Consider the following 25233-nt stretch of genomic DNA (forward strand, 5'->3'; position numbering starts at 1 on the left):
CTAGCGCGGGCATTTTTTTGGATGGATGGCCATGACTGATTCCAGCTTGGGTTTGGGGGGCGCGGGCACTGCAGTCGGGCAGCGTGCGGCCGGGGGCATCAGCGCCTATTGGCAGCCCGTGGCAGCGGCGGTATTGCTGCTGGCGCTGTGGCCATTGCAGCAAGCCTTGCTGCAGCGCGATGGCGGCCGCACCCTCGTGTTTGCACTGGCGATTGGGCTGGCGCTGGGTGTGGTGCTGCAGCGCTCGCGCTTTTGCTTTTATTGCCATGCGCGCGATTGGCTGCAGCGCGATGACCCGCGCGGGATTTTGGCGATCATGCTGGCGCTGGCCGTGGGGCTGGTGGGCATGACGGTGGTGCAGAGCAGCTGGCTGCCCAACCCGCAGGCGGGGCAGTTGCCGCCCGATATGCACATTGGCCCGGTCAGCTGGGTGCTGGTGCTGGCGGGCCTGGCCTTTGGGGCGGGCATGCTGGTGTCGGGCTCCTGCATCAGCGCGCACTGGTACCGGCTGGCCGAGGGGTCGGCGGCATCGCCATTTGCACTGCTGGGTACGGCGCTGGGCTTTGCCTTGGGCTTTCAGACCTGGAACCCGCTCTACAGCCTGGCGGTGGCCGATGCGCCCGTCATCTGGCTGCCGCAGCAACTGGGCTATGGCGGCGCGCTGCTGCTGCAGCTGGGCGTGCTGGCGGCCTGGGCGGCCTGGGTGTGGCAGCGCCATGTGCAGCAGCGCAAGCGCAGCCTGCCGTTGGCTACAGCGCCCACAGCGGCTGCGCCGCGCAGCCTGCCCGCGCTGTGGCACAGCCTGTGGCAAGGGCGCTGGAACTATGCCTTGGGCGGCCTGCTGGTGGGCCTGATCGCCACCGCTGCCATTGTTCGCATGCGGCCGCTGGGCGTGACGGCCCTGATCGGCAGCCAGGTGCGCGGCGCGCTGCAAGGCCAGGGCTGGGTACCTGACCGCCTCAATGGCTTGGATGGCTTTGCCGGCTGCGCCACCTTGCCGGCTGCGACCTGGGCCACGCCGAATGCGCTGGTGCTGCTGGGCTTGCTGGCCGGCGCCTTTATCGCCGCCTTTGCCAGCCGCCAGTTCCAGCCGCGCCTGCCTACCGGGCGCGATGCGGGCCGGGGTGTGCTCGGCGGGCTGCTGCTGGGTTGGGGTGCCATGACAGGCATTGGTTGCACCGTCGGCACCTTGCTGTCGGGCGGCATGGCCGGAGCGCTGAGCGGCTGGGTGTTTGGCGCGGCCATGCTGCTGGTGCTATGGCTGGGGTTCCGGTGGCAGACCTGGTGGACCAGCCGGGCCTGATGCGGTGGTCGGTGGGATGGCGCGCTAAAGGAAGCTGGATACCCGTGGTGTAGCGGTTTGGTGCTATGTATTTGCTAGTGCATTGAGCCACTGCGCCAGTCGGCTGTCATACCGGCGCTGCGGATTTGGCGCTATGCTTTCCACTCGCTTGCCACACCCACGGGATAGACCATGCTTTTAGGCCTTGCCGCCAACCGTTTGCACCACCAGAACGAGGATGCTGCACTGTTCAGCTTTTTGCGCGCCTGCGAGCAGGGGATTCGCGAGCTGAACATCGGGTTCCATGCGGTGGGCCGCACCTATGACGCGATTGCAGCGGCAGAAATGCTTAAGGGCCACAAGGGCCTGGTGCGCTACCCCTATGGCCGCGAAGGCGGCCTGATGAAGCTGGTGGCCGAGGTGGTGGGCATGCCGGGCGACAACCGCGTGCTCGACGGCGCCATCTACCTGATCGACCCGGTGGACCCGTCCTCGATCTTCCCCGAAGCGCTGGCCTTGAAGCGCCAGTGCGTGATCCACGGCAAGCCCTTTATCTCGACGGCAGCCAGCGCCCGCGACTGGGTGGAGATGGAGCGCATCCACGCCGGGCTGGCGCCCGACCGCCAGGCCGACCGCCTGCACGACTACGGCAACCAGACCCTGGCACTGATTGCCCACGATGCAATGAAGCCGGCGATGCTGGACTTTTGCGAGCGCAATTTTGCGCTGCTCTCGCGCTACCGCCGCCGCGTGGGCACCGGCACCACCGGCCAAAAGCTCAATGAGCTGGCCTGGAGCAAGGGCTGGCCTGCCGACAAGCCCTGGGTGGATCGTTTCAACAGCGGCCCGTTGGGGGGAGATGCGCAAATCGCCGACCTGGTGCTGGAGCGCCGCTGCCAGCGCGCGATCTTCTTTGAAGACCCGCATGTGGCACGCCAGCATGAGGCCGATATCCAGCTGCTGGAACGAGCGGTGACGACCGTCACCCAGGAGGTGGTGTGCATGACATCGCCCGCCGTGGCCCAGCGCTGGTGCGATGCGGCGGTCAAGCGCTAAGTTCTAGCGCGCTAGCCATCAGCCTGCCTGCACCTCGTTGGCGACCTCGATCAGGTTCTCATCGGGGTCGTAGAAGTACAACGATTGGAGCGTGGCCTGCGCACCAGTAGCCCGCACCGGCCCCTGCACGATGGCGACCTGCTCGCGCTGCAAATGGGCAATGACCTCGGCCAAGGGCATGCGGGTCAGAAAACAGACATCGGCAGAGCCTGGCGTTGCATGTTTCACGTTCGGGTCTACCACATGGCCCACCTCGTGCAGGTTGATCTTTTGCCGGCCAAAGTGCAGCGCATAACGGCCTGGCTTGAACTCTTTGGCCTCCATGCCCAGCACCCGCTCGTAAAAGGCAATGCTGCGGGGGATGCTCTGCACGGTGAGCACCAGGTGGTCGAGGGCATCGACCAGTGAGGTGGTGGTAGGCATGGGGCTTGCTCCAAAGATGGACTTAAGGGCGCAGTATGCGCCCAAGCTCCGCCTTGCAGCGGAGGCCCGCCGCTCAGGCCTGCTGCGGCTCCAATGTCTTGGTGTAGAGCGCGGCACCCTGCAGGTCCTTCAGCACCACGGTCAGCGCCCGGCTTTGGTGGTGGATGTCGAGCTGGCCGAAGAACTGGTAGCCCTCGCTTGGGGCCGAGTTGGCCTTGGGTGGCGCCTTGTGGAAGACAACGTCCAGGCCAAAGGTCTGGTCGGCCTCGTTGGGCCCAAAGCCGCCGGCATTGAGGGGGCCGGAGACGAATTCCCAGAACGGTGCGAAATCCTTGAACTGCGCGCGCTCGGGGCTGTAGTGGTGGGCGGCGGTGTAGTGCACATCGGCGGTCAGCCAGACAACATTGCGGATGCCGGCATCCTTGATGCCCTTCAACAGGCGCGCCATCTCCAGCTCGCGCCCCTTGGGCACGCCGTGTTCGCCATTGGCAATGGCCTCCCACTGGTCGCGGCCTTCGGCGTCCTTGCCGTCGGGCACAAACAGGCCGATGGGCATGTCGGCGGCAATCAGCTTCCAGGTGGCGGTGCTGGCCTTCAGGCCGGCCAGCAGCCAGTCGAGCTGGGGGCGCCCGAGGAAGTCGGTCTCGGCGCTTTCCAGCGTCTGCAGGTTGTGGCTGTTGGGGCCCCGGTAGCTGCGCATGTCCAGCACAAAGATGTCGGCCAGCGGGCCTTGCGGCAGGTGGCGGTACACGCGCTGCTGCTCGGCCGCGCCAAAGGGGCGCATGGGCGCGTATTCCATAAAGGCGCGGTGGCCCCGGGCGGTGAGCAGCTGCACATTCTTTTCTGAATAGCGCTTGTCGTTGGCAACGCTCTTGCTGTCCGAGTAGTTGTTGGTCACCTCGTGGTCATCCCACTGCCAGATCTGCGCCACCTCGCTGCCCAGTGCGCGCACGTTCTGGTCCATCAGGTTGTAGCGGTAGCGGCCCCGGTACTCGTCCAGCGTTTCGGCCACCTTGGCGACCTGGGGCGTGACCAGGTTCTTCCAGGTGCTGCCATCGGGCAGGGCGACCGTCTCGGCGATGGGGCCGTCGGCGTAGATGGTGTCGCCGCTGTGCAGAAAGACATCGGGGTTGGTCTTGCGCATCTCGTCATAGATGCGCATGCCGCCGATGCCCTCGTTGATGCCATAGCCCTGGCCGACGGTGTCGCCGCTCCACACCAGGCGGAAAGGGCGGCTGGCAGGGCCCTGGCTGGCCAGCGGGGTGCGGAAATGCCCCAGCACTGCCGGGCTGCGGGTGTTGCTGCTGGCCAGGTCATCGAGCAGCACGCGGTAGAAGATGTCCTGCCCGGCGGGCAGGCCCTGCAGATCGACGCGGCCGGTGCCATCGGTATCGGGCAGCAGATCGGGGCCGCGCACCAGGGTGCTTTGGGCAAAGTGGCTGGTGGTGGACCACTCCACCCGCATGCGCGCCTCGCGGCTGGCCCGCGCCCAGACGATGGCGCTGTTGGCCAGCACATCGCCGCTTTGCAGGCCCGACAGCAGCAGTGGCCGCGCCGCATCCCGGGTGATGGCGGCAGGTGCCGTTTGCGCACGCAGGATGCCGGGCAGCAGGCCCGTGCCTGCGATGGCGCTGGAAGAGAGCAGAAAGCGGCGGCGGGCGTAAGAGTCGTGGGAGCTCATGGTGGCGGTACCGCTGGCAACAAAAACGCCAAGATAGCCCGCAGAGATGACGCCGGGATGAAGCCTGAAACAGCCTGTAAATGATTCATTCATCAACGATGAGAGCTATGGTATTAATAGCAATTTCTACCACTGAGAACGGCAGAGACCCGCGCTGGGCAGCCGCATTCCGCCCGGTTTTGTCACCCGCATTACTTGCAAAATTCCGCAAGTGAGCTTTGATATGTCAATATTTGAATAAGAAAAAAACCGGCCCACAATGGCACATCAACACTGGAAAACATGGGACGCCGCCGTTCCAAGGAGAAAACCATGAGCTTTGTGCAGATCGACGACCAAAAAGCAGGCTCCGCGCTGCGCACTGATGCAGCCTGGCTGGACGCGCACTGGATGCCCTTTACCGGCAACCGCAACTTCAAGGCGCAGCCGCGCATGATCGTCAGCGGCCAGGGCGCCTACTACACCGATGGCGATGGCCGCAAGATTTTTGACGGCCTCTCGGGCCTGTGGTGCTCGGGCATTGGCCATGGCCGCAAGGAAGTGGCCGAGGCGATCGGCAAGGCGGCGTTGCAGCTGGATTACGCACCCGCTTTCCAGTTTGGCCATCCGGCATCGTTCGCGCTGGCCAACAAGATCAAGGAGCACACGCCCGCCGGTCTGGACCATGTGTTCTTCACCGGCTCGGGCTCGGAAGCGGCCGACACTTCGCTGAAGATGGTGCGCGCCTACTGGCGCCTCAAGGGCCAGGCTGGCAAGACCGTGCTGGTAGGCCGCGAGAAGGGCTACCACGGTGTGAACTACGGCGGCATCTCGGTGGGCGGCATTGCCGGCAACCGCAAGATGTTTGGCCAGGGCATTGTGGCCGACCACCTGCCCCACACCCAGCCACCCGCCGGCACCTTCCAGAAGGGCATGTCCGATGAAGGCGGCCGCGCGCTGGCCGACAAGCTGCTCGATGTGATCGCGCTGCATGACGCCAGCAATATCGCCGCGGTGATTGTGGAGCCGTTCTCGGGCTCGGCCGGCGTGGTGATCCCGCCCAAGGGCTACCTGGAACGCATCCGCGAGATCTGCACGCAAAACGGCATTCTGCTGATTTTTGATGAAGTCATCACCGGCTTTGGCCGCTGCGGTGCCTGGACCGGTGCCGAAGCCTTTGGCGTTGTGCCCGACATCATGAACTTTGCCAAGCAGGTGACCAATGGCGCCCAGCCGCTGGGTGGCTGCGTGGTGACCAAGGAAATCTACGACACCTTCATGGCCGCAGGCGGCCCCGAGTACATGCTGGAGTTTGCCCACGGCTACACCTACTCGGCCCACCCCGTCGCTTGCGCGGCAGGCCTGGCGGTGATGGACATTCTGGAGAAGGAAGACATGCCCGGCCGCGTGAAGGCGCTGGCGCCTTACTTTGAAAACGCCGTGCACAGCCTCAAGGGTGCCAAGCATGTGGCCGACATCCGCAACTACGGTCTGGCCGCAGGCTTCACGATTGCGGCCTTGCCAGGCGAGCCCGCCAAGCGCCCTTATGAGATCGCGATGAAGTGCTGGGAAAAAGGCTTCTACGTGCGCTATGGTGGCGACACCATCCAGCTGGCGCCGCCCTTCATCAGCGAGAAGGCCGAGATCGACCGCCTGATCAACGCGCTGGGTGATGCGCTGGCTGAGACCAACTGACACCCGTAAGAGCTATGTGCTATCTGGCGCCACTACGTTGGCGCCGGTGCTGTTTTTGAATTGAACCCAAGAGAGACTGACATGAATCACGACAAGAATGTGACGGCCACCGTAGGCCATTTGATCGACGGCAAGATCGTGCATGATGGCGGCCGCACGCAGCCGGTGTTCAACCCGGCAACGGGCCAATCGACCGTGAGCGTGGAGCTGGCCAGCAAGGCCACGGTGGAGGCCGCGATTGCCTCTGGCGAAAAGGCCTTCCCCGCCTGGCGCAATACGCCGCCGCTCAAGCGCGCGCGCATCATGGGCCAGCTCAAGGTGCTGCTGGAGCAGAACGCCGACAAGATCGCCGCGATGATCACCGCCGAGCACGGCAAGGTGCTGGCCGATGCGCATGGCGAGCTGCAACGCGGTATCGAGAACGTCGAGTTCGCCAGCTACGCGCCTGAGCTGCTCAAGGGTGAGCACAGCCGCAATGTGGGCCCCAACATCGACAGCTGGAGCGAGTTCCAGGCGCTGGGTGTGACGGCCGGCATCACGCCCTTCAACTTCCCCGCGATGGTGCCTTTGTGGATGTGGCCCATGGCCGTGGCCTGCGGCAATACCTTTGTGCTCAAGCCCTCCGAGCGCGACCCGACCAGCGCGCTCTTCATTGCCCAGCTGGCGCAAGAAGCCGGCCTGCCACCGGGCGTGCTCAACGTCGTCAATGGCGACAAGGAAGCAGTCGACACCCTGCTGCATGACCCGCGCGTCAAGGCCGTGAGCTTTGTGGGATCGACCCCGATTGCCGAGTACATCTACGGCGAAGGCTGCAAGAGCGGCAAGCGCGTGCAGGCGCTGGGTGGTGCCAAGAACCATGCGGTGGTGATGCCCGATGCCGACATCAGCAACGCCGTGACCGCGATGATGGGCGCCGCCTACGGCAGCTGCGGCGAGCGCTGCATGGCCGTGCCGCTGGTGGTGGCCGTGGGCGATGAGGTGGCCGACCAGATGATCGCCGGCCTGAGTGCCGAGATCGCCAAGATGAAGGTGGGCCCGGGCACCGACAACAGCAACGACATGGGTCCGCTGATCACCAAGCCGCATTTCGAGAAGGTCAAGGCCTATGTGGACAGCGGTGTGGAAGAGGGCGCCAAGCTGCTGATCGACGGCCGCAGCCTGCAGGTGGCTGGCCATGAGGACGGCTACTTCCTCGGCCCCTGCCTGTTCGACAACGTGCGCCCCGGCATGAAGATCTACCAGGAAGAGATCTTTGGCCCGGTGCTGGGCATTGTGCGGGTCAAGACCTTGCAAGAGGCGATGGACCTGATCAATGCGCATGAGTACGGCAACGGCACCTGCATCTTCACCCGCGATGGCGAAGCCGCGCGCTACTTCAGCGACCACATTCTGGTCGGCATGGTCGGCATCAATGTGCCGCTGCCTGTGCCGGTTGCCTACCACTCGTTTGGCGGCTGGAAGCGCAGCCTGTTTGGTGATCTGCATGCCTACGGCCCCGATGCCGTGCGCTTCTACACCAAGCGCAAGACCATCACCCAGCGCTGGCCCAGCGCCGGTGTGCGCGATGGCGCGGTGTTCAGCTTCCCCAGCAGCCGCTAAGACCGGCATGCAGCCGCCCGGCAACGGGCCCGGCTGCAAGTTGGTGCGTTTCTTGCGAAGGCTGAGGCCTTTGCCCCCAGCCTTCGCACCATGCGCACCAGCACCGACCACCACCGAACTTCGGACACCGCAGCTTCTGCCGAAGCTGCCGCCCCCAGCACCTCCCCAGACACGCCACCGGCCTACCCACCGGTGGCGTCTTTGTCTGAGCCAGCTTCCGACAGCCTGTTCAACCTCTCGCTGGCCAAGGGCCTGCAGGTGCTGCGCGCCTTCAATGCGGCGCACCGCAGCATGACCCTGGCCGAGATTGCGCAGGCTGCCGGCATGACCAAGGCCTCGGCGCAGCGCTCGGTGCATACCTTGCAGGCGCTGGGCTATATCGGCAAGCACCCGAGCACGCGGCGCTTTGTGCTGCTGCCGCGTGTGGTGGAGCTGGGCTTCAACTACCTGGATGCGCATCCGATGATCAGCGCCGCCCACACCTACCTGGCGCAGCTGGCGCGGCAAAGCGGTGAGACGGCCACCTTGTCCGAGCCTGCGGGCACGCACATGGTCTACCTGGCCCAGGTGCTGACGACCCAACACATCCCGGTGCTGACACCGGTGGGCACCCAGGTGCCGCTGTATGCCAGCAGCTGCGGCCGCGCCTACCTGAGCCAGCTGCCGGCTGCGCAGGCCCAGGCACTGCTGCAGCAGGCGCCCATGCCGGCACGCACGCGCGCCACCTTGACGACGGTGGATGCCGTCATGGCGCAATTGGTGCAGTGCCAGCAGACGGGCTATGCCACCAACTGCGAAGAGCTGTTTCTGGGCGACATGGGCATTGCCGCGCCGGTGTTCAATGCGCGCGGCGTGGTGGTGGGCGCCATCCACCTGGCGCCGCCCACCAGCCGCTGGAACATGGCCGATGCCCAGCAGGCGCTGGCGCCGCTGGTGATCGAATGCGCGCGGGCGGTGTCCCAGCTATTACCAGCCGATTAGGCGGCCACCCCGGCATGCGCCAGCATCGCATGCAGCAGCACATTGCAGCCAGCGGCTAGGTGCTCGGATTTGGCGTCCTCGATCTCGTTGTGGCTGATGCCGTCCTTGCAGGGCACAAAGATCATCGCGGTGGGCGCCACGCTGTGCACATAGACGGCGTCGTGCCCGGCGCCGCTGACCACCTCCATGTGCGCATAGCCCAGGCGATCGGCCGCGCCGCGCACGCTGGCCACGCAGTCGGGGTGGAAGATGCAGGGCGCAAAGCGCACTACCTGCGTGATCTCCACCTGGCATTGGCACTGCGCGGCCAGCCGCGCAAACTCTGCGCGCATGGCGGCGTCCATGGCATCCAGCCCCGTCTGTGAAAGGTTGCGAAAGTCGACGCTGAACTTGACCTGGCCGGGGATCACATTGCGCGAGTTGGGCAGCACCTGCAGATGGCCGACGGTTCCGCGCCCGTGTGGGGCCTGGTCCAGCGCAATGCGGTTGACGGCTTCGACCATACGGGCAGCGGCCAGCATTGCGTCATGGCGCAGGTTCATTGGCGTGGGGCCGGCATGGGCGTCCATGCCGGTAACGGTCACGTCATACCACTGCTGGCCCAGCGCGCCGCTGACGATGCCGATGGGCTTGTCATAGGCTTCGAGCACCGGGCCTTGTTCGATATGCGCTTCAAAGTAAGCGGCAAAGGCGCCACCGGGCACATCGCCACAGGCCACATCGCCCAGGTAGCCAATGCGGGCCAGCTCATCGCCGACGCTGAGGCCTGCACCATCTTGTTGCGAGCGGATGTGGTCTGCACCAAAAATTCCCGCAAATGCACCAGAGCCCATCATCACCGGCGTGAAGCGCGTGCCTTCCTCGTTCATCCAGAAAGCCACTTCCAATGGCGCGACGGTCTGGATGCCGTGGCTGTTGAGCGTGCGCACCACTTCCAGCCCGGCGAGCACGCCGTAGTTGCCATCGAACTTGCCGCCCGTGGGCTGGGTGTCGATATGGCTGCCGGTGGCCACGGCGCGTGCCTGCGGATCGCTGCCGGCGCGGCGGCCAAACACATTGCCCACTTCGTCCACGCGCACCTGCAGGCCTGCGTCGCGGAACCACTGCACCACCTGGTCGCGGCCGGCCTTGTCCTCGTCGGTCAAGGCAATGCGGCAGACGCCGCCTTTGGGCGTGGCCCCTATCTGGGCCAGGGCCATCAGCGATTGCCAGAGGCGGTTTTCATCAATGCGCAGGCTGTCTATTGGGGTCATGCGGCTACTCCTTGGGTTGGGCGAACAATGCGCAGAGCGTTCGCATAAAGCATGCCAAAAATATCGATGAATCAATCACTTGTATCGATAAACGATATGTGTGATGTGGCACGCAGCTTGCTTTGGACTTGTCATCCCCCCACTCCTTGGAAAGGTCCTGTGATGCAAGCGTCTTCCGGTTTCTCCTTCTCCCGTCCCGCGCTCAAAAGCCTGGCTCTGGCTGTCACCCTGGCGCTGGGCGCTGGTGCTGCCATGGCCCAGGAAAAGGTGCTGCGCATTGCGATGACTGCGGGCGATATCCCGCGCACCTCGGGCCAGCCGGACCAGGGTTTTGAAGGCAACCGTTTCACCGGCATTCCGATGTACGACGCGCTGACCCAGTGGGACCTGAGCAAGGCTGACAAGCCCAGCGAGCTGGTGCCGGGCCTGGCGCTGTCCTGGGAGGTGGATGCCAAGGACAAGACCAAGTGGCTGTTCAAGCTGCGCCCCGGTGTCAAGTTCCACGACGGCAGCGCCTTCACGGCCGATGCGGTGGTCTGGAACGTGAACAAGGTGCTGGACAAGGAGGCCGAGCAGTTTGACCCGGCCCAGGTGGGCGTGACCGCATCGCGCATGCCTACGCTCAAGTCCGCCAAGAAGATCGATGACCTGACGGTGGAGCTGACCACCACCGAGCCCGATTCCTTCTTGCCGATCAACCTGAGCAATCTGTTCATGGCCTCGCCCGCGCACTGGGCCAAGAAGCTGGCGGCGGTGCCGGCCTCCGTCAGCGGCAAGGCCGAGCGCAGCAAGGCCGCCTGGACGGCGTTTGCGGCTGATCCTTCGGGCACCGGCCCCTTCAAGGGTGCACGCCTGGTGCCGCGCGAGCGCTTTGAGATGGTGAAGAACGCCAGCTACTGGGACCCCAAGCGTACGCCGACCATCGACAAGGTGGTGCTGCTGCCGCTGCCCGAGGCCAACTCGCGCACCGCTGCGCTGATGAGCGGCCAAGTGGACTGGATCGAGGCGCCGGCGCCCGATGCGCTCGATGCCATCAAGGCACGCGGCTTCAAGGTCTATTCCAACCTGCAGCCCCACATCTGGCCATGGCAGTTCTCCTTTGTCGAGGGCTCGCCCTGGCTGGACAAGCGTGTGCGCCATGCGGCCAACCTGTGTGTGGACCGCGCCAGCATGAAGCAGTTGCTCAATGGCCAGATGGAGCCGGCCACCGGCATCTTTGAGCCCGGCCACCCCTGGCGCGGCAGCCCCAGCTTCCAGATCAAGTACGACGTGAAGGCCGCCCAGGCGCTGATGACGCAGGCGGGCTTCAGCGCCAGCAAGCCGATCAAGGTGAAGATCCAGACCTCGGCCTCGGGCTCGGGCCAGATGCAGCCGCTGCCGATGAACGAGTTCATCCAGCAGAACCTCAAGGAATGCTTCTTTGACGTCGAGTTCGATGTGGTGGAGTGGAACACGCTGTTCTCCGGCTGGCGCCTGGGCGCCAAGGACCCGGGTGCCAACAAGGCCAGCGCCACCAATGTGACGGCAGCCACCATGGACCCCTTCTTTGCGATGGTGCGTTTTGTCAGCACCAAGTCCTTCCCGCCGCTGTCCAACAACTGGGGCTTCTACAGCAACAAGCAGGTCGATGCGGTGGTGGACAAGGCCCGCACCACCTTTGATGCCAAGGAGCGCGACAAGGCCTTGGCCGAGCTGCACACCCTGGTGGTTGATGAGTCGCCCTTCCTGTTTGTCGCCCACGATGTGGGCCCACGCGCGATGTCCGCCAAGGTGGGCAACGTGGTGCAGCCGCAAAGCTGGTTCATCGATATCGCAACGATGACGATGAAGTAAGCCGGGCCGCGCCAGGCATGCAGACGGTGCTGAGACACCGCTGCATGCCGGCCGCAGGCCGATGGCCCCACCCATCAGTGCGACCCCGCATGGTCCGCCTCTCCCCACGAACCTTTGAACCGCCATGCTTGCCTACCTGATCAGACGCATTGTCTATACCCTGCCCATCATGCTGGGCGTGGCCCTGCTGTGCTTTGCCCTGGTGCATATCGCGCCGGGTGACCCCCTGGTGTCGGTCTTGCCCGCCGATGCATCGGCCGAGCTGCAGGCCCAGATGCGCGAGCTCTATGGCTTTAACCGGCCGCTGCCCGAGCAGTTTCTGCGCTGGGTCTGGCGCGCGCTGCAGGGCGATCTGGGCCAGTCGATTGCCAGCAGCCGGCCGGTGACCACCGAGGTGATGGCCGCCGTGGTCAACACCTTGCGCCTGGCGGTGGTGGCGACCTTGATCGGCTTTGTGCTGGGCAGTCTGTTTGGCTTTGTGGCGGGCTATTTCCGCAACTCCTGGGTGGACCGCAGCTGCTCGATGCTGTCCATGCTGGGCGTCAGCGTGCCGCACTACTGGCTGGGCATGGTGATGGTGATCGTCTTCTCGTCGCAGCTGATGTGGCTGCCCGCCACCGGCGCGGGGCCGGGCGGCTCGGGTGACTGGGCCTGGGACTGGGCGCATGTGCAGTTCATGATCCTGCCGGCCATCACCATGTCGGTGATCCCCATGGGCATCATTGCGCGCACCGTGCGGGCGCTGGTGGCCGAGCTGCTGGACCAGGAGTTCATCCTCGGCCTCAAGGCCAAGGGCCTGGGCCATCTGGGCATCTTCCGCCATGTGCTGAAGAATGCAGCGCCCACGGCGCTGGCGGTGATGGGCCTGCAGCTGGGCTACCTGCTGGGCGGCTCCATCCTGATCGAGACCGTGTTCTCCTGGCCGGGCACCGGCTTTCTGCTGAACCAGGCCATCTTCCAGCGCGATCTGCCGCTGCTGCAGGGCTCCATCCTGGTGCTGGCCGTTTTCTTTGTGCTGCTCAACCTCATCATCGATGTGGTGCAGACCCTGCTTGATCCCCGCATCGCCCGCTGAGCGCAGACCCCCGGAGGTTCCGTCCCCATGACCAGTCTTTCCCTTCCCGATGCTGCAGCGGCCCAGGTGCAGCCGCTGCCGGCCCAGCGCTCACGCGGCTATTGGTCCTCGGTGCTGCAGCGCCTGCTGCGCGACCCGGTGGCCATGGGCGCGGCCGCCGTCATCCTGCTGCTGATTGCGGTGGCGGCGCTGGCGCCCTGGATCACGCCGTCCGATCCCTATCTGGCCTCCATGCTCAAGCGGCTCAAGCCCATTGGCACCACAGGCCTGCCGCTGGGCAGCGATGAGCTGGGCCGCGACATGCTGTCGCGCCTGATGATGGGCGCGCGCCTGTCGCTGTTCATGGGCATCACCCCGGTGCTGATGGCCTTTGTGATCGGCACGGGCATCGGCATTGTGGCCGGCTACGCCGGTGGCCGCACCAACACGGTGATCATGCGCACCATCGATGTGTTCTATGCCTTCCCCTCGGTGCTGCTGGCCATTGCGCTGTCGGGTGCGTTGGGCGCGGGCATTTTCAACTCGCTGGTGTCGCTGACGATTGTCTTCATCCCGCAGATCGCCCGCGTGGCCGAGAGCGTGACGGCCCAGGCCCGCAACCGCGACTATGTGGAGGCGGCGCGCGCCACCGGGGCGAGCGCCTTCACCATCGTGCGGGTGCATGTGCTGGGCAATGTGCTGGGCCCCATCTTTGTCTACGCCACCAGCCTGATTGCGGTGTCGATGATCCTGGCCTCGGGCCTGTCGTTTCTGGGCCTGGGCGTGAAGCCGCCCGAGCCCGAATGGGGCCTGATGCTCAACACCTTGCGCACGGCGATCTACACCCAGCCCTGGGTGGCAGCCTTGCCGGGGCTGATGATCTTCATCACCTCCATCTCCTTCAATCTGCTCTCCGATGGCCTGCGCTCGGCCATGGACAACAAGGGTTAAGCCATGCTCCAGCATTCTTCTTTAGCCCCTACCGCCGCGCTGGCCACCGATGTGGGGGGCCCTGCCCAGCCGCTGTTGACGGTGCGTGGTTTGACCAAGCATTTCCCGCTCAAGCAAGGCAAGCTGGTGCGCGCGGTGGATGGCGTGGATTTCGAGGTGCTCAAGGGCGAGACCCTGGGCGTGGTCGGCGAGTCCGGTTGCGGCAAGTCGACCACCGCACGCCTGTTGATGCACCTGATGGACCCGACGCAGGGCGAGCTGGTGTTCGATGGCCGCACGGTGGGCTCGCGCGACCTGAGCCTGAAAGAGTTTCGCCGCCAGGTGCAGATGGTGTTCCAGGACAGCTATGCCTCGCTCAACCCGCGCCTGACGATCGAGGACTCGATCGCCTTTGGCCCGCAGGTGCATGGCGTCTCGCGCAAGGAGGCAGTCGCCCGCGCCCACCACCTGATGGACCGGGTGGGCCTGGCGCCGGCCCGCTTTGCCGAGCGCTACCCGCATGAGCTCTCCGGCGGCCAGCGCCAGCGCATCAACATTGCCCGCGCGCTGGCCTTGCAGCCGCGCATGGTGATTCTGGACGAGGCGGTCTCGGCGCTCGACAAATCGGTGGAGGCCCAGGTGCTGAACCTGCTGGCCGACCTGAAGCGCGAATTTGGCCTGACCTATGTCTTCATCAGCCATGACCTGGGCGTGGTGCACTACATCAGCGACCGGGTGATGGTGATGTACCTGGGCCAGGTGGCCGAGATCGGCCCCTCGGATGCGCTGTTTGCCGCGCCGGCCCACCCCTATACCAAGGCCTTGCTGTCGTCGGTGCCGTCGATGGACCCCAGCCACCGCACCCTGGTGGCACCGCTGGCTGGTGACCCGCCCAACCCCATCAACCCGCCCACGGGCTGCCGTTTTCACCCGCGCTGCCCGCAGGCGGCGCCGGTTTGTGCCCAGGCCGAGCCGGCCGTCACCCCGGTGCAGCTGCACCATGCCGCGCGCTGCCTGGTGCATGAGCCCGGCAGTGGCCACCCCCTGGCCGCCGCCACAGCGCTGGCCGCCTGAACCCGGAGCACCACGATGAACACAGCCTCTCCTCCCCTGGTCCAGATCCAGGACCTGAATGTGCAGTTTGCCAGCGGCAAGAAAGTGGTCCAGGCCGTCAGCGGTGTGAGCCTGTCGGTCGCCAAGGGCGAAGCGGTTGCGCTGATTGGCGAATCCGGATCGGGCAAGAGCGTGACCCTGCGCAGCCTGCTGCGCCTGCACCCCGAGCGCAAGACCACGATGAAGGGCCAGATCCGGGTCGCGGGCCAGGATGTGCTGGCGCTGCGCGGCGGCGCGCTCAACGACTTTAGGGGCAAGACCTGCGCGATGATTTTTCAGGACCCCTTGCTGGCGCTGGACCCGGTCTACCCGGTGGGCGCGCAGATTGTGGAAGCCATACGTCGCCACGAGCGCGTGAGCCAGAGCGAGGCGCAGCAGCGCGCGCTGGCGCTGTTCGAGCGGGTGCGCATTCCCAGCCCCGAGCAGCGGCTCAAGGCCTACCCGCATGAGATGTCGGGCGGCATGCGCCAGCGGGCCATGATTGCGCTGGCCCTGGCCTGCAACCCCCAGGTACTGCTGGCCGATGAGCCCACCACCGCGCTGGACGCCACGGTGCAGATCCAGATCCTGCTGCTGCTGCGCGAGCTGCAGCGTGAGCTGGGCCTGGGCATTGTGTTTGTGACCCACGATATTGGTGCGGCGGTGGAAGTGGCCGACCGCATTGCGGTGATGTATGCCGGCCGCATCGTGGAAGAGGGCACGGCCGAGCAGCTGATCCGCAGCCCGCGCCACCCCTACACCATGGCCTTGCTGCAAAGCCGATCCCATGGCGCGATGGAGCGTGGCCAGCCGCTGCAGACCATTGCTGGCGCGCCGCCCGATCTGACCGCCATCCCACCGGGCTGCGCCTTTGCGCCGCGCTGCAAGCTGGCCACGGCTGCCTGCCTGCAAGCGGTGCCGGAGCCAGTCACGCTGGCGCCTGGCCATATGGCGCGCTGCGTGCACACTGCAACGGCGGCTGCCTATGCCCCCAACGTGTTGGCCGCCGCTTAGGCTGCTGCATTTCTACCGTCTTTTTTGCTCTGGATTGATCTCACCATGCCCTTGCACGACCCTGCCCATGCCTTTGTTCCCTACCCCGATGTGCCCGTGCGCCATGCGGCCACCGGCCCGCTCAGCGGCCTGTACTTTGGGGTGAAGGACTTGTTCGATATTGCCGGCTACCCGACCGGTGGCGGCAACCCGCTGCTGCTGGCCATGTCCGGCATCAAGACGCAGACGGCGCCGACGGTGCAGAGGCTGCTGGATGCGGGCGCGGCGCTGGCCGGCAAGACGGTGACCGATGAGCTGGCCTTCTCGATGAATGGCAACAACGCCCACTTTGGCGCACCGATCAATGGCAATGCGCCCGAGCGCATCACCGGTGGTTCGTCGTCGGGCTCGGCCTCGGCGGTGTCCAGCCGGCTCTGCGATTTTGCGCTGGGTACGGACACGGGCGGCTCGGTGCGTGCGCCTGCCAGCCACTGCGGCCTGTATGGCATACGGCCCACCCATGGCCGGGTGAGCCTGGAATCGGCCCTGGCGTTGTGCCACAGCTTTGACACCTGCGGCTGGTTTGCCCGCGATGCCCATACCTTTGCCCGCGTGGCCGATGTGCTGATGGCGCCCGACACCACACCGCTGCCCGCGCGCCCCCGCCTGCTGATGCCCAGCGATGTCTGGGGCCTGGTGGACAGCGCCGTGCGCCCGGCCTGGGATGGCGCGCTGCAGCAGATCACGCAGCTGCTGGGCAGCGCGCAGGACTGCCAGGTGGTGCTCGATTCCTTTGATGCGATGTACTGGAGCTTTCGCTATATCCAGGGCCGCGAGGCCTGGATGACCGATGGCGCCTTCATCAGCCGCTATGCGCCCGTGCTGGGCCCGGGCGTGAAGGAGCGTTTTGACTGGTCGAGCAAGGTGACGGATGTGCAGATGCAGGAGGCCGAGCAGTTCCGTGCGCGTTTCCGCCAGCATCTGGCGGATGTGCTGGGCAGCGATGGCGTGCTGGTGATGCCGAGCATGCCCGATATTGCGCCGCTGCGCACGGCCGATGAGGCATCGCTGGAGGCCTACCGCAACCAGGCGGTGCAGATGCTGTGCCTGGCGGGGTTGGCGGGCTTTCCACAGATCTCGCTGCCGCTGGCCAGCCGCAACGGTGCGCCGCTGGGCATCTCGCTGCTGGGCCCGGCAGGCACGGACCGCAGCTTGATCGCCATTGCGCAGCAGCTGGCTGCTGCTTGAGGCTTAGACCAGGTCAGCAGGCAGGCTGACCTGCAAGGGCGCGCTGATCGCCTCGCAGCGGCAGTCCAGCGTATCGGCGCGCCGCTCTATGACGGCAAAATCGCCGCCTTCGACGGCCAGCAAGGCATGGTGCCAGGTGCCGGGTGCGAGCACGATGCCCTGGCGGCCATCGGTCACAAAGGCCTGCAGATCCTCCGCCTTGGGCGCTGGGCCGGCGGCGGCCACCACCACAACAAAGCGCTGCGTGCCCAGCGGCACAAAGCTCTGGCTGCCCAGCGCATGGCATTCGACCTCGGTGACGTCCAGCGGAAACTGCCGTGCCTGCGCACGGAACAGCGCCAGCATGGGCCAGCCGCCTTGCGCCGTCAGCTGCAGATCGGGCAGCAGGTCATAGCGCAGCGCGTTGCCCTGGTTGATGGACTGGCTGGGCAGGCTGGGGTCGGCCAGGCCGATTACGGTGCCAAAGGCCGAGAAGTTGTGCGCCGTCAGAGGCCGGGCCTCTAGACGGTTCGAAGGAGTGGTTTGGGCTTGATGCATAGCTTCCAGGACATGCAAGGACGGTGCCTGCTTTCAGGAGGCCGCCGTCCGTTGGAGGGCCGCTACGCCGCCATCAAGGCTTGCCGTCCGCTTCGTGCTGCGCGCCCTTGCTGTCGGTGATGACGGCGCCCATACCTGCGGAAGGGTTCACGCTGCCGCCTTCGGCCGTGGCACCGCCGTTGGAAGTCTTGGGATCATCGGCCGAGGCCAGTGGCACGGCAGGGGGCAGCGGGTCATGCGTGTCGGCCTTGGCATGGGGCAGGACCGAGTGGCTGTCGATGATGGGCGCGTTGAACAGCGGCTTGTCGGGCATGGGCTGGCGCGAGGCCGCTACGGTGCCGGAGATGGGCTTCATCGGTCCGGGACGTTCGTCACAGGCGCTCAGCAGGCTGGCAGTGGCAACGACGGCTGCCAGGGCGGCAAGTCGGGTTGGAATGGCTGGCATGGGCTTCCCCTGGATTGGTGGTGTCAATCCGCTGATTGTCGCCGCTGGCGCGGCGCCCAGGTGTCAGCCAATCACGGAAATCAGCGCGCGCCCAGCAGGGCCAGGTAGGCATGGCGCGTTTCGGGCGACACGCTCTGGATGACCTGCTCGTAGGTGGTCTGGTTGCGCAGCTGCATGCGCGCCGAGGCCACGGCCTTGGATTTGCAGTACCAGTGGCAGGTGTGCTGCATCAGATACATCTCAGCCAGCAGGGTGAAGGCGCGCTCCTTGGGGCTGCGGCCGGCGGTGTTGGCGACCACGCGGGCAATGCCGTCGGCATGCAGGCGGATGGCAGTGCGCAGGTCAAAGGAGTTGCGGTTGCCCATCACCTTTTCCAGCAGGTGGGAGAAGGGGAAGTAGAAGGCCTGGGTGCTGATCTTGAAGGTGGCGCCATTGGCGGGCTCGGGCGCCTTGGCCAGGGTGTCGGCAAAGCTGCTGAACTGGCTGGCCAAGCTGTTTTCCACCGAGGCCTGCAGTTCCCAGATTTGCTGCTGGCGGTTGCTGTCTTTCTCGTCCAGCGCCCGCATATAGCTGCTGACGAGGCGTTCCATCAGCTTCTCAATGTCGTAATTACGCAAATATTGGGCCAACAAGGCGATGCGCTGCTTTTGGGCCTTGGCGCGCAGCACAAAGCTCACGCCCAAGATGAGAACAACCAGCAGCATTAAATCCATGACAAATGAGGCCTTGCAGAGCCTATATAGCGCAAACGTTAGCCATTGTAGACCTTGGCCTCTGGCAGAAGCAGGGCTCTTTACGCAATGTATGCATTAACTGGAAAAAGTTATAAATCTTTTTCATAGTTCTAGTCGGCGACTGGAATACTTGATTTTTAGCCTGCGCCTAGAATGGAGCGTGCCTTGTATACGATCCACCGCTGTCGGCGCTGGAGAAATCGTTCTGGGCCTTGGACATACGGTTGGGACATGCATGCAGATGGCAGCATGTTCCAGCTGTTTTTCGTAGTGAACGCTGCGTGATGCCGGAGACCGCCATGACTGAGAAGAATTCAACCCCCGCTGCTTTGGACAAGCGCGCACTGCTGCGCCAGTCCGCACTGGAGTACCACCAGTTTCCCCGCCCCGGCAAGGTGGCGATTGCTGCCACCAAGCCCATGGCCAACCAGCATGACCTGGCGCTAGCCTATTCGCCTGGCGTGGCCGCACCCTGCGAAGAGATCGTCAAGGACCCGGCTGCTGCTTTCAAGTACACCAGCCGGGGCAACCTGGTGGCCGTCATCTCCAACGGCACGGCCGTGCTGGGCCTGGGTGACATCGGTGCGCTGGCTTCCAAGCCGGTGATGGAAGGCAAGGGCGTTCTGTTCAAGAAGTTTGCCGGCGTTGATGTTTTTGACATCGAAATCAACGAAAAAGACCCCCAGAAGCTGGTGGAAGTGATCGCCGCACTGGAGCCGACCTTTGGCGCCATCAACCTGGAAGACATCAAGGCGCCCGAGTGCTTCTATGTGGAGCGCGAGCTGCGCAAGCGCATGAAGATCCCGGTCTTCCATGACGACCAGCACGGCACCGCCATCACCGTGGCGGCAGCCATGGTCAATGCCCTCAAGGTCGCGGGCAAGAAGATTGAGGAAGTGAAGCTGGTGGCTTCGGGTGCGGGCGCGGCAGCGCTGGCCTGCCTGAACCTGCTGCTGGAGATTGGCCTGAAGCGCGAGAACGTGATGGTCACCGACATCGTTGGCGTGGTCCACAAAGGCCGTACCGAGCTGATGGACGAAGATAAGGAGCTTTTCGCGCAAGAAACCGACAAGCGCACCTTGTCGCAGGTCATTGACGGCGCCGATGTGTTCCTGGGTCTGTCGGCGGGCGGCGTGCTCAAGCCTGACATGGTGCAGCGCATGGCTGCGCGCCCCATCATTTTTGCGTTGGCCAACCCCAACCCCGAGATCTCGCCCGAAGACGCCAAGGCGGTGCGCGACGACATCATCATGGCGACCGGCCGTTCGGACTACCCGAACCAGGTCAACAACGTGCTGTGCTTCCCCTATATCTTCCGGGGTGCACTCGACTGCGGCGCGACCACCATCACCACCGAGATGGAAATCGCCACCGTGCACGCGATTGCCGACCTGGCCCAGGCCGAGCAGACCGAAGAGGTCGCCAATGCCTATGCCGGCCAGGACCTGTCCTTTGGCCCCGAGTACCTGATCCCCAAGCCGTTTGACCCGCGCCTGATGATGAAGATTGCGCCGGCCGTGGCGCAGGCGGCAGCGGAATGCGGTGTGGCCGAGCGCCCCATCCAGGACATGGATGCCTACCGTGAGCACTTGCAGACTTTTGTCTACGCCTCCGGCACGGCGATGAAGCCCATCTTCATGGCGGCCAAGCGCGCAGCGAAAAAACGCATTGCCTACGCCGAGGGCGAGGAAGAGCGCATCCTGCGTGCCGCCCAGATCGTGGTGGACGAGCGCGTGGCGCGCCCCACCCTGATCGGCCGCCCTGCCATCATTGCCCAGCGCATCGAGAAGTTTGGCCTGCGCCTGAAGGAAGGCACGGACTACGATGTGGTGAACGTCGAGCATGACGACCGCTACCGCGATTTCTGGCAGTCCTACCACCGCATGGCCGAGCGCAAGGGCGTGACCGTGCCGATCGCCAAGATCGAAATGCGCCGCCGCCTGACCCTGATCGGCTGCATGCTGCTGCACAAGGGCGAGGTCGATGGCCTGATCTGCGGCACCTGGAACAACACCGCCATCCACCTGCACTACATCGACCAGGTGATTGGCAAGCGTGCCGGCACGGCGACCTATGCCTGCATGAACGGCCTGCTGCTGCCCGAGCGCCAGGTCTTCCTGGTTGACACCCATGTGAACTACGACCCGACGGCCGAGCAGCTCGCCGAGATCACCATCATGGCGGCCGAGGAGATGATGCGCTTTGGTATCAAGCCCAAGGCCGCGCTGCTGTCGCACTCGAACTTTGGCTCCAGCAACCAGCCTAGCGCCGTCAAGATGCGCCAGACCCTGGAGCTGCTGCGCATCCAGGCCCCCTGGCTGGAAGTGGACGGCGAAATGCACGGTGATGTGGCCCTGGACCAGAAGCAGCGCGCCAGCATCATGCCCGAGAGCCCCCTGGTCGGTAATGCCAATCTGCTGGTGCTGCCCAATATCGATGCGGCCAATATCAGCTACAACCTGCTCAAAACAGCGGCAGGTGGCAATATCGCCATTGGCCCGATCTTGCTGGGTGCCGCCCAGCCGGTGCATATTTTGACCCCTAGCGCCACGGTGCGCCGCATTGTCAATATGACGGCGGTTGCCGTTGCAGACGCGAATTTTGCGCGCTGATAGAGGAATTTACAGCGCAGTTGTGCTGATGCTGCAACGCCAGCGACTGTAAAAATACTGAGAAGCCTGCTCAAATTTTGGGCAGGCTTCTTGCATTTTGAGGGGCAATCCGTCACACTGACCGGCTGAACTTGCGGTAAGACCGCAGTTCTGAAAGGTGTTGTTGATGCTCAAAGCATGGGGTTTTCTGGCCCGCTCGTCTGTGAAGGCTGGCGTGCTTGCTGCGGTGATGGCTGTGCTGCCGCCTGGGGTTCAGGCCCGTGGCAGTGGGTCATCCGCTTTCGATGGGCCCGTGGTGGCCGTCGCCGAATTGCCGCCGCAAGGCCGCAAAACCTATGCGCTGATCTTCGAAGGCGGCCCTTTTCCCTATGACAAGGACGGCTCGGTATTTGGTAACCGTGAACGCATACTGCCCAGGCACCAGCGTGGTTACTACCGGGAATACACCGTCAAGACACCCGGTTCCCGCGATCGCGGGGCGCGTCGCATTATTTGTGGTGGCCAGGTCGCCACAATGCCCGATACTTGCTACTACACCCAGGATCACTACAGCAGCTTTCGGCGTATTGTGAATTAGCCAGTCAGATTCCTCCTATGTCGCTTTTCCGCAAGAGATGTCTTGCGCAGAGTGATGTGCTAAGTCAACAATGCCCAATGAGCTCCAGGGATGGGGTGTGGTTTTTAAAAAATGCTAATGGAAAGAGCAACGGAGATGGACACTCCACTTCGTCAGGTACAAGATACATCGCTGCGTTTCGTGCGTCCCAATATCGTGCAGGCCATTCGTGCCTATCGGTTGGAAGACCTGCGTGATGCAGCCCAGAACCTGGGGCAGCACTTTTTGTACGCCAATCTGGCGCACGCCCTGTCGAAGGCTGATGTGCTCGAACTAATTGGCATGCAGTTTTATTTTCCGTCGCACTACGGCAAGAACTTCGATGCGCTGTTCGACTGCCTGACGGACCCTTTGCACAAAAGCGGCCCCCAGCCGGGGTTTGTCGTGGTGCTGGACCAGATTCCTACTGCAATGAAGTTTGACCGCGAAGCGCGCGAGCAACTGCTGGATGTGTTCCGCGATGCGGCCGAGTACTGGGCCGAGCGCAAGGTGCCCTTTCGCTGCTTCTACTCTTTCCTCTGATCGGTTGGCTGATTCCCCAGAAAAAACGCCCGGCTTGCGCCGGGCGTTTTGCTTGTGGGATGTGCCGCTTCTATCCGGCAGTGCTCAGGCTGCCGTAGGTGCCGACAGGCTGGCAGCCGCTTGCTCGTATTCGGCAACCGGCACTTCTTCGGCCCGGCGCTGCAGATCGAAGCTGCCGCTGTAGCCTTTTTCCTCCAGCCATTTGCCCAGGGTGTTGCGCAAGATCTTGCGGCGCTGGCTGAAGGCCACGCGCACCAGCTCTTCGAGCAGCTTGGCGTCGAGCTGGGCGGGTTGCGCGCGCGGGACCATGCGCACTACGGCGCTGTCCACCTTGGGAGGCGGGTCAAAGCTCTCGGGCGGCACAAAGAGCACGTTCTCCATCGCATAGCGCCACTGCAGCATGACGGTGAGGCGGCCGTAGTCCGAGGTGGCGGGTGCGGCGACCATGCGGTCGATCACCTCTTTTTGCAGCATGAAGTGCTGGTCTTCAACCACATCCACCTGTTCGAGCAGGTGGAACAGGATGGGGCTGGAGATGTTGTAGGGCAGGTTGCCGGCCACGCGCAGCTTGGCGACGCCCAGACGCTGGGCCAGCGCGCGGAAGTCCACCTTCAGCACATCGGACTCGACCACATCGAGCTGCGGGTGGCTACGCAGGCGCACGGCCAGGTCACGGTCCAGCTCGATGACGCTGAGCTTGCCCAGGCGCTCGACCAGCGGCTGGGTCAGCGCCATCAGGCCGGGGCCGATCTCGACCACGGTTTGGCCGGGCTGCGGGTTGATGGCGTCGACAATCGCGTCGATGACGGCGCGGTCGGTCAGAAAGTTCTGGCCAAAGCGCTTGCGGGGAATGTGTTTCATGCAATGACAAAGCGGTGCGAAAGCACCGCTCTTGGGTTGGCAGGCCTGGGCCGATGATGACACCGCCGCAGCGCCACAGCGCAGGGCAGGGTCATCGCTTAGAACGTGTTTACGATCTCTACGCAGCCGCGTTGGAGTGCAATCGGGATGAGTTCGAAGGGCTGGTCCGCAGCTTGCACCGGGGTGCAAGCAAGGGCCAGCGCGAAGAAATCGCCCGATTTCACTCCAACCCTGCGGGATAGTGTCTTTGCGGGCGGTCTGCGGCGTTGCAGCGCTTGCCAATAGCTAGCTATTGGCTGCGCACTGCGCCTAGCATCCCATCCCGCAAAGACACTGTCGCGGCGCGAGGAGATCATAAACACGTTCTTAGGCGGCTGGTCTGTTACTGGGGTGGGTCGCGGTATTCCACATAGGCCCGCGCACGGGCTTCTTGCGCCCAGGTGCTGAAGGCCTGCTCGAGCTTGTTCTCGCGCACGATGGAGCGCACCATGTCACGCTGCTCGCGCTGGTTGAGCTTGGCTTCGCGGCGCTCGATCAGCTGAATCAGGTGGATACCGAAGCGGCTGGCGATGGGCTGGCTGATCTCGCCGGGCTGCAGCGCGTTGAGCGCTTCTTCGAACTCGGGCACGAACTTGCGTGGGCTGGCCCAGCCCAGATCGCCGCCTTCCTTGGCGCTGCCGTCTTCCGAGTAGCGCTTGGCCAGGTCCTCAAAGGTGTCCTGGTGGGCGAGCACGCGGCGGCGGTAGTCTTCCAGGCGTTCCACGGCCTGGGCTTCGCTCAGCTGGGGGCTGGGGCGCAGCAGGATGTGGCGGGCATGGCTTTGGGTGACGATGGCGGGCACCTCACCGCTGGTCTTCTCCAGCACCTTCAGGATGTGGAAGCCCGCGGGCGAGCGCACCGGGCCGGCAATCGCGCCTTGTGCGGTGGACTGGGTGGCCTTGACGAACAGCTCTGGGTAGCGGTCTGCCGGGCGCAGGCCCATCGCGCCGCCGCCCTTGCCTTCGGGCACATCGGAGAATTCGGCCACGGCCGCGTTGAAGTCTTCGCCGGCGCGGATCTTGTCGACTGCCTGCTGGGCTTTGGCCTGCAGCTGCTTGACCTGGTCTTCGCTGGCGTTTTCCGGCACGGTGATCAGGATGTGGCCCAGGTTGAGCTGGGTGGCGGCATTGGCCAGGCCCGCCTTGGCTTTTTGCTCGCGCAGGTACTGGTCGATGTCGAGGTCGCTGACGCGTACCTTGGAGTCGACCTCGGCCTCACGCAGCTTCTGGATCACCAGCTGCTTTTTCAGATCGGCGCGGAACTGCTCCTCGGGAATGCCTTCGCTGGCCAGACGGCGGCGCAGCTCGGGCATGGTCATGCTGTTCTGGCGCGCGACGGACTCTTCGGCCTGTTGCACGGCAAAGTTGTCCACCGTGATGTTGCGCTCGGCAGCCATCTGCAGCTGGATCTTCTGGCCGATCAGCATCTCCAGCGCTTGGCGGCGCGCGGTCTCAACCGGGATGTTGTTGGCTTCAGCCTGGGCACGCAGGCGGTCGTACTGCTGCTGCACTTCCACATTGGTGACCGGCTCGGAATTGACCACCGCGACGATGAAGTCCGCAGAGCGGGGGGCATTGCTGCTGCGCTGGGCCAGCGAGGCAGCGGGGACGGCCACCGAAGGCACGGCCGTGGGGGTGCTCAGGCCTGCGCCTGGCGCCCGCATGCCGGCGGATGCGTTGTCGTTGGTCTTGAAGCCTTGCGCTGCGCTGGCACCAGCGAGCAAAGCCAGGCTGCAGGCCACGCTCAAAGAGAGAATGCGTTGTTTCAT

The 25233-nt window shown here is 64.6% G+C and carries 22 protein-coding genes; 14 read left to right on the plus strand and 8 right to left on the minus strand.

The genetic code is table 11. The features are described from left to right. Nucleotides 1-31: 31 nt before the first annotated feature. Both EDF71_RS19065 and EDF71_RS19070 read left to right on the plus strand, forming a co-directional pair. A complete protein-coding gene (locus EDF71_RS19065) occupies nt 32-1303 on the plus strand; it encodes a YeeE/YedE family protein (RefSeq protein ID WP_133858139.1) in 1272 nt (423 codons plus the stop codon). Nucleotides 1304-1474: 171 nt separating this feature from the next. Continuing rightward, nucleotides 1475-2338 (plus strand): methylglyoxal synthase, encoded by an 864-nt coding sequence (locus EDF71_RS19070; protein WP_133858140.1) that lies wholly within the window; start codon nt 1475-1477, stop codon nt 2336-2338. Between the two features lie 18 nt (nt 2339-2356). Here EDF71_RS19070 and EDF71_RS19075 read toward each other — a convergent pair whose 3' ends face one another. Both EDF71_RS19075 and EDF71_RS19080 read right to left on the minus strand, forming a co-directional pair. Then, nucleotides 2357-2761 carry a VOC family protein gene (locus EDF71_RS19075; protein WP_133858141.1) on the minus strand — a complete coding sequence of 135 codons (405 nt, stop codon included), beginning with the start codon at nt 2759-2761 and terminating at the stop codon, nt 2357-2359. A 73-nt stretch (nt 2762-2834) separates the two neighbouring features. Next, entirely contained in the window at nt 2835-4442 is a 1608-nt protein-coding gene (locus tag EDF71_RS19080; RefSeq protein ID WP_133858142.1) for an alkaline phosphatase D family protein, read from the minus strand. Between the two features lie 312 nt (nt 4443-4754). Between EDF71_RS19080 and EDF71_RS19085 the strand changes: the two genes are divergently transcribed. From EDF71_RS19085 to EDF71_RS19095, 3 genes are all read left to right on the plus strand, one after another. Further along, nucleotides 4755-6116, plus strand: coding sequence for an aspartate aminotransferase family protein (locus EDF71_RS19085; RefSeq protein WP_133858216.1), 1362 nt, complete (start codon nt 4755-4757; stop codon nt 6114-6116). 81 nt (nt 6117-6197) lie between these two features. Next, on the plus strand, nt 6198-7715 hold the full coding sequence (locus tag EDF71_RS19090; RefSeq protein WP_133858143.1) for a CoA-acylating methylmalonate-semialdehyde dehydrogenase: 1518 nt from the start codon (nt 6198-6200) through the stop codon (nt 7713-7715). Nucleotides 7716-7805: 90 nt separating this feature from the next. Continuing rightward, nucleotides 7806-8696: an IclR family transcriptional regulator gene (locus tag EDF71_RS19095; protein WP_133858144.1), complete on the plus strand. Its 891-nt coding sequence runs from the start codon at nt 7806-7808 to the stop codon at nt 8694-8696. On the opposite strand, the gene EDF71_RS19100 is transcribed toward EDF71_RS19095, so the two are convergent. After that, nucleotides 8693-9949 carry a Zn-dependent hydrolase gene (locus tag EDF71_RS19100; protein ID WP_133858145.1) on the minus strand — a complete coding sequence of 419 codons (1257 nt, stop codon included), beginning with the start codon at nt 9947-9949 and terminating at the stop codon, nt 8693-8695. The genes EDF71_RS19095 and EDF71_RS19100 overlap by 4 nt on opposite strands. A 162-nt stretch (nt 9950-10111) precedes the next feature. On the opposite strand from EDF71_RS19100, the gene EDF71_RS19105 reads away from it, so the two are divergent. The 6 genes from EDF71_RS19105 (at nt 10112) to EDF71_RS19130 (ending at nt 17099) form a co-directional block, all read left to right on the plus strand. Continuing rightward, nucleotides 10112-11782 (plus strand): ABC transporter substrate-binding protein, encoded by a 1671-nt coding sequence (locus tag EDF71_RS19105; RefSeq protein WP_133858146.1) that lies wholly within the window; start codon nt 10112-10114, stop codon nt 11780-11782. A gap of 124 nt (nt 11783-11906) precedes the next feature. Continuing rightward, complete coding sequence (locus EDF71_RS19110) at nt 11907-12857, plus strand: ABC transporter permease (protein ID WP_133858147.1); 951 nt, start codon at nt 11907-11909, stop codon at nt 12855-12857. Nucleotides 12858-12884: 27 nt separating this feature from the next. Continuing rightward, nucleotides 12885-13787 (plus strand): ABC transporter permease, encoded by a 903-nt coding sequence (locus EDF71_RS19115; protein WP_133858148.1) that lies wholly within the window; start codon nt 12885-12887, stop codon nt 13785-13787. A gap of 3 nt (nt 13788-13790) precedes the next feature. Beyond that, the gene (locus EDF71_RS19120) at nt 13791-14840 is read left to right on the plus strand and encodes an ABC transporter ATP-binding protein (RefSeq protein WP_133858149.1); all 1050 of its coding nucleotides are present in this window, start codon (nt 13791-13793) and stop codon (nt 14838-14840) included. A 15-nt stretch (nt 14841-14855) separates the two neighbouring features. Further along, the gene (locus EDF71_RS19125; RefSeq protein ID WP_133858150.1) at nt 14856-15872 is read left to right on the plus strand and encodes an ABC transporter ATP-binding protein; all 1017 of its coding nucleotides are present in this window, start codon (nt 14856-14858) and stop codon (nt 15870-15872) included. 45 nt (nt 15873-15917) lie between these two features. Then, nucleotides 15918-17099 carry an amidase gene (locus EDF71_RS19130; protein WP_133858151.1) on the plus strand — a complete coding sequence of 394 codons (1182 nt, stop codon included), beginning with the start codon at nt 15918-15920 and terminating at the stop codon, nt 17097-17099. Nucleotides 17100-17102: 3 nt separating this feature from the next. Here the strand turns inward: EDF71_RS19130 and EDF71_RS19135 are convergent, their stop codons facing one another. From EDF71_RS19135 to EDF71_RS19145, 3 genes are all read right to left on the minus strand, one after another. Then, nucleotides 17103-17636, minus strand: a complete 534-nt coding sequence (locus tag EDF71_RS19135) for an ureidoglycolate lyase (protein WP_133858152.1) — start codon at nt 17634-17636, stop codon at nt 17103-17105. A 73-nt stretch (nt 17637-17709) separates the two neighbouring features. Further along, complete coding sequence (locus EDF71_RS19140) at nt 17710-18081, minus strand: hypothetical protein (protein ID WP_133858153.1); 372 nt, start codon at nt 18079-18081, stop codon at nt 17710-17712. 80 nt (nt 18082-18161) lie between these two features. Further along, nucleotides 18162-18794 carry a hypothetical protein gene (locus EDF71_RS19145; RefSeq protein ID WP_133858154.1) on the minus strand — a complete coding sequence of 211 codons (633 nt, stop codon included), beginning with the start codon at nt 18792-18794 and terminating at the stop codon, nt 18162-18164. Nucleotides 18795-19114: 320 nt separating this feature from the next. On the opposite strand from EDF71_RS19145, the gene EDF71_RS19150 reads away from it, so the two are divergent. The 3 genes from EDF71_RS19150 to EDF71_RS19160 all read left to right on the plus strand — a co-directional run bounded on the left by EDF71_RS19150 (nt 19115) and on the right by EDF71_RS19160 (nt 22565). After that, nucleotides 19115-21427: an NADP-dependent malic enzyme gene (locus EDF71_RS19150; RefSeq protein WP_133858155.1), complete on the plus strand. Its 2313-nt coding sequence runs from the start codon at nt 19115-19117 to the stop codon at nt 21425-21427. Between the two features lie 166 nt (nt 21428-21593). Beyond that, nucleotides 21594-22004 (plus strand): ribonuclease, encoded by a 411-nt coding sequence (locus EDF71_RS19155; protein WP_133858156.1) that lies wholly within the window; start codon nt 21594-21596, stop codon nt 22002-22004. Nucleotides 22005-22139: 135 nt separating this feature from the next. Then, on the plus strand, nt 22140-22565 hold the full coding sequence (locus tag EDF71_RS19160) for a barstar family protein (protein ID WP_027010748.1): 426 nt from the start codon (nt 22140-22142) through the stop codon (nt 22563-22565). Nucleotides 22566-22649: 84 nt separating this feature from the next. On the opposite strand, the gene rsmA is transcribed toward EDF71_RS19160, so the two are convergent. Then, nucleotides 22650-23426, minus strand: a complete 777-nt coding sequence (rsmA, locus tag EDF71_RS19165; protein WP_133858157.1) for a 16S rRNA (adenine(1518)-N(6)/adenine(1519)-N(6))-dimethyltransferase RsmA — start codon at nt 23424-23426, stop codon at nt 22650-22652. A gap of 382 nt (nt 23427-23808) precedes the next feature. Further along, a complete protein-coding gene (locus EDF71_RS19170) occupies nt 23809-25233 on the minus strand; it encodes a peptidylprolyl isomerase (protein ID WP_133858158.1) in 1425 nt (474 codons plus the stop codon).

Origin of the sequence: Comamonas sp. JUb58 (assembly GCF_004364775.1) — a bacterium.
In the GTDB taxonomy this organism is placed as follows: Bacteria; Pseudomonadota; Gammaproteobacteria; order Burkholderiales; family Burkholderiaceae_C; genus Comamonas.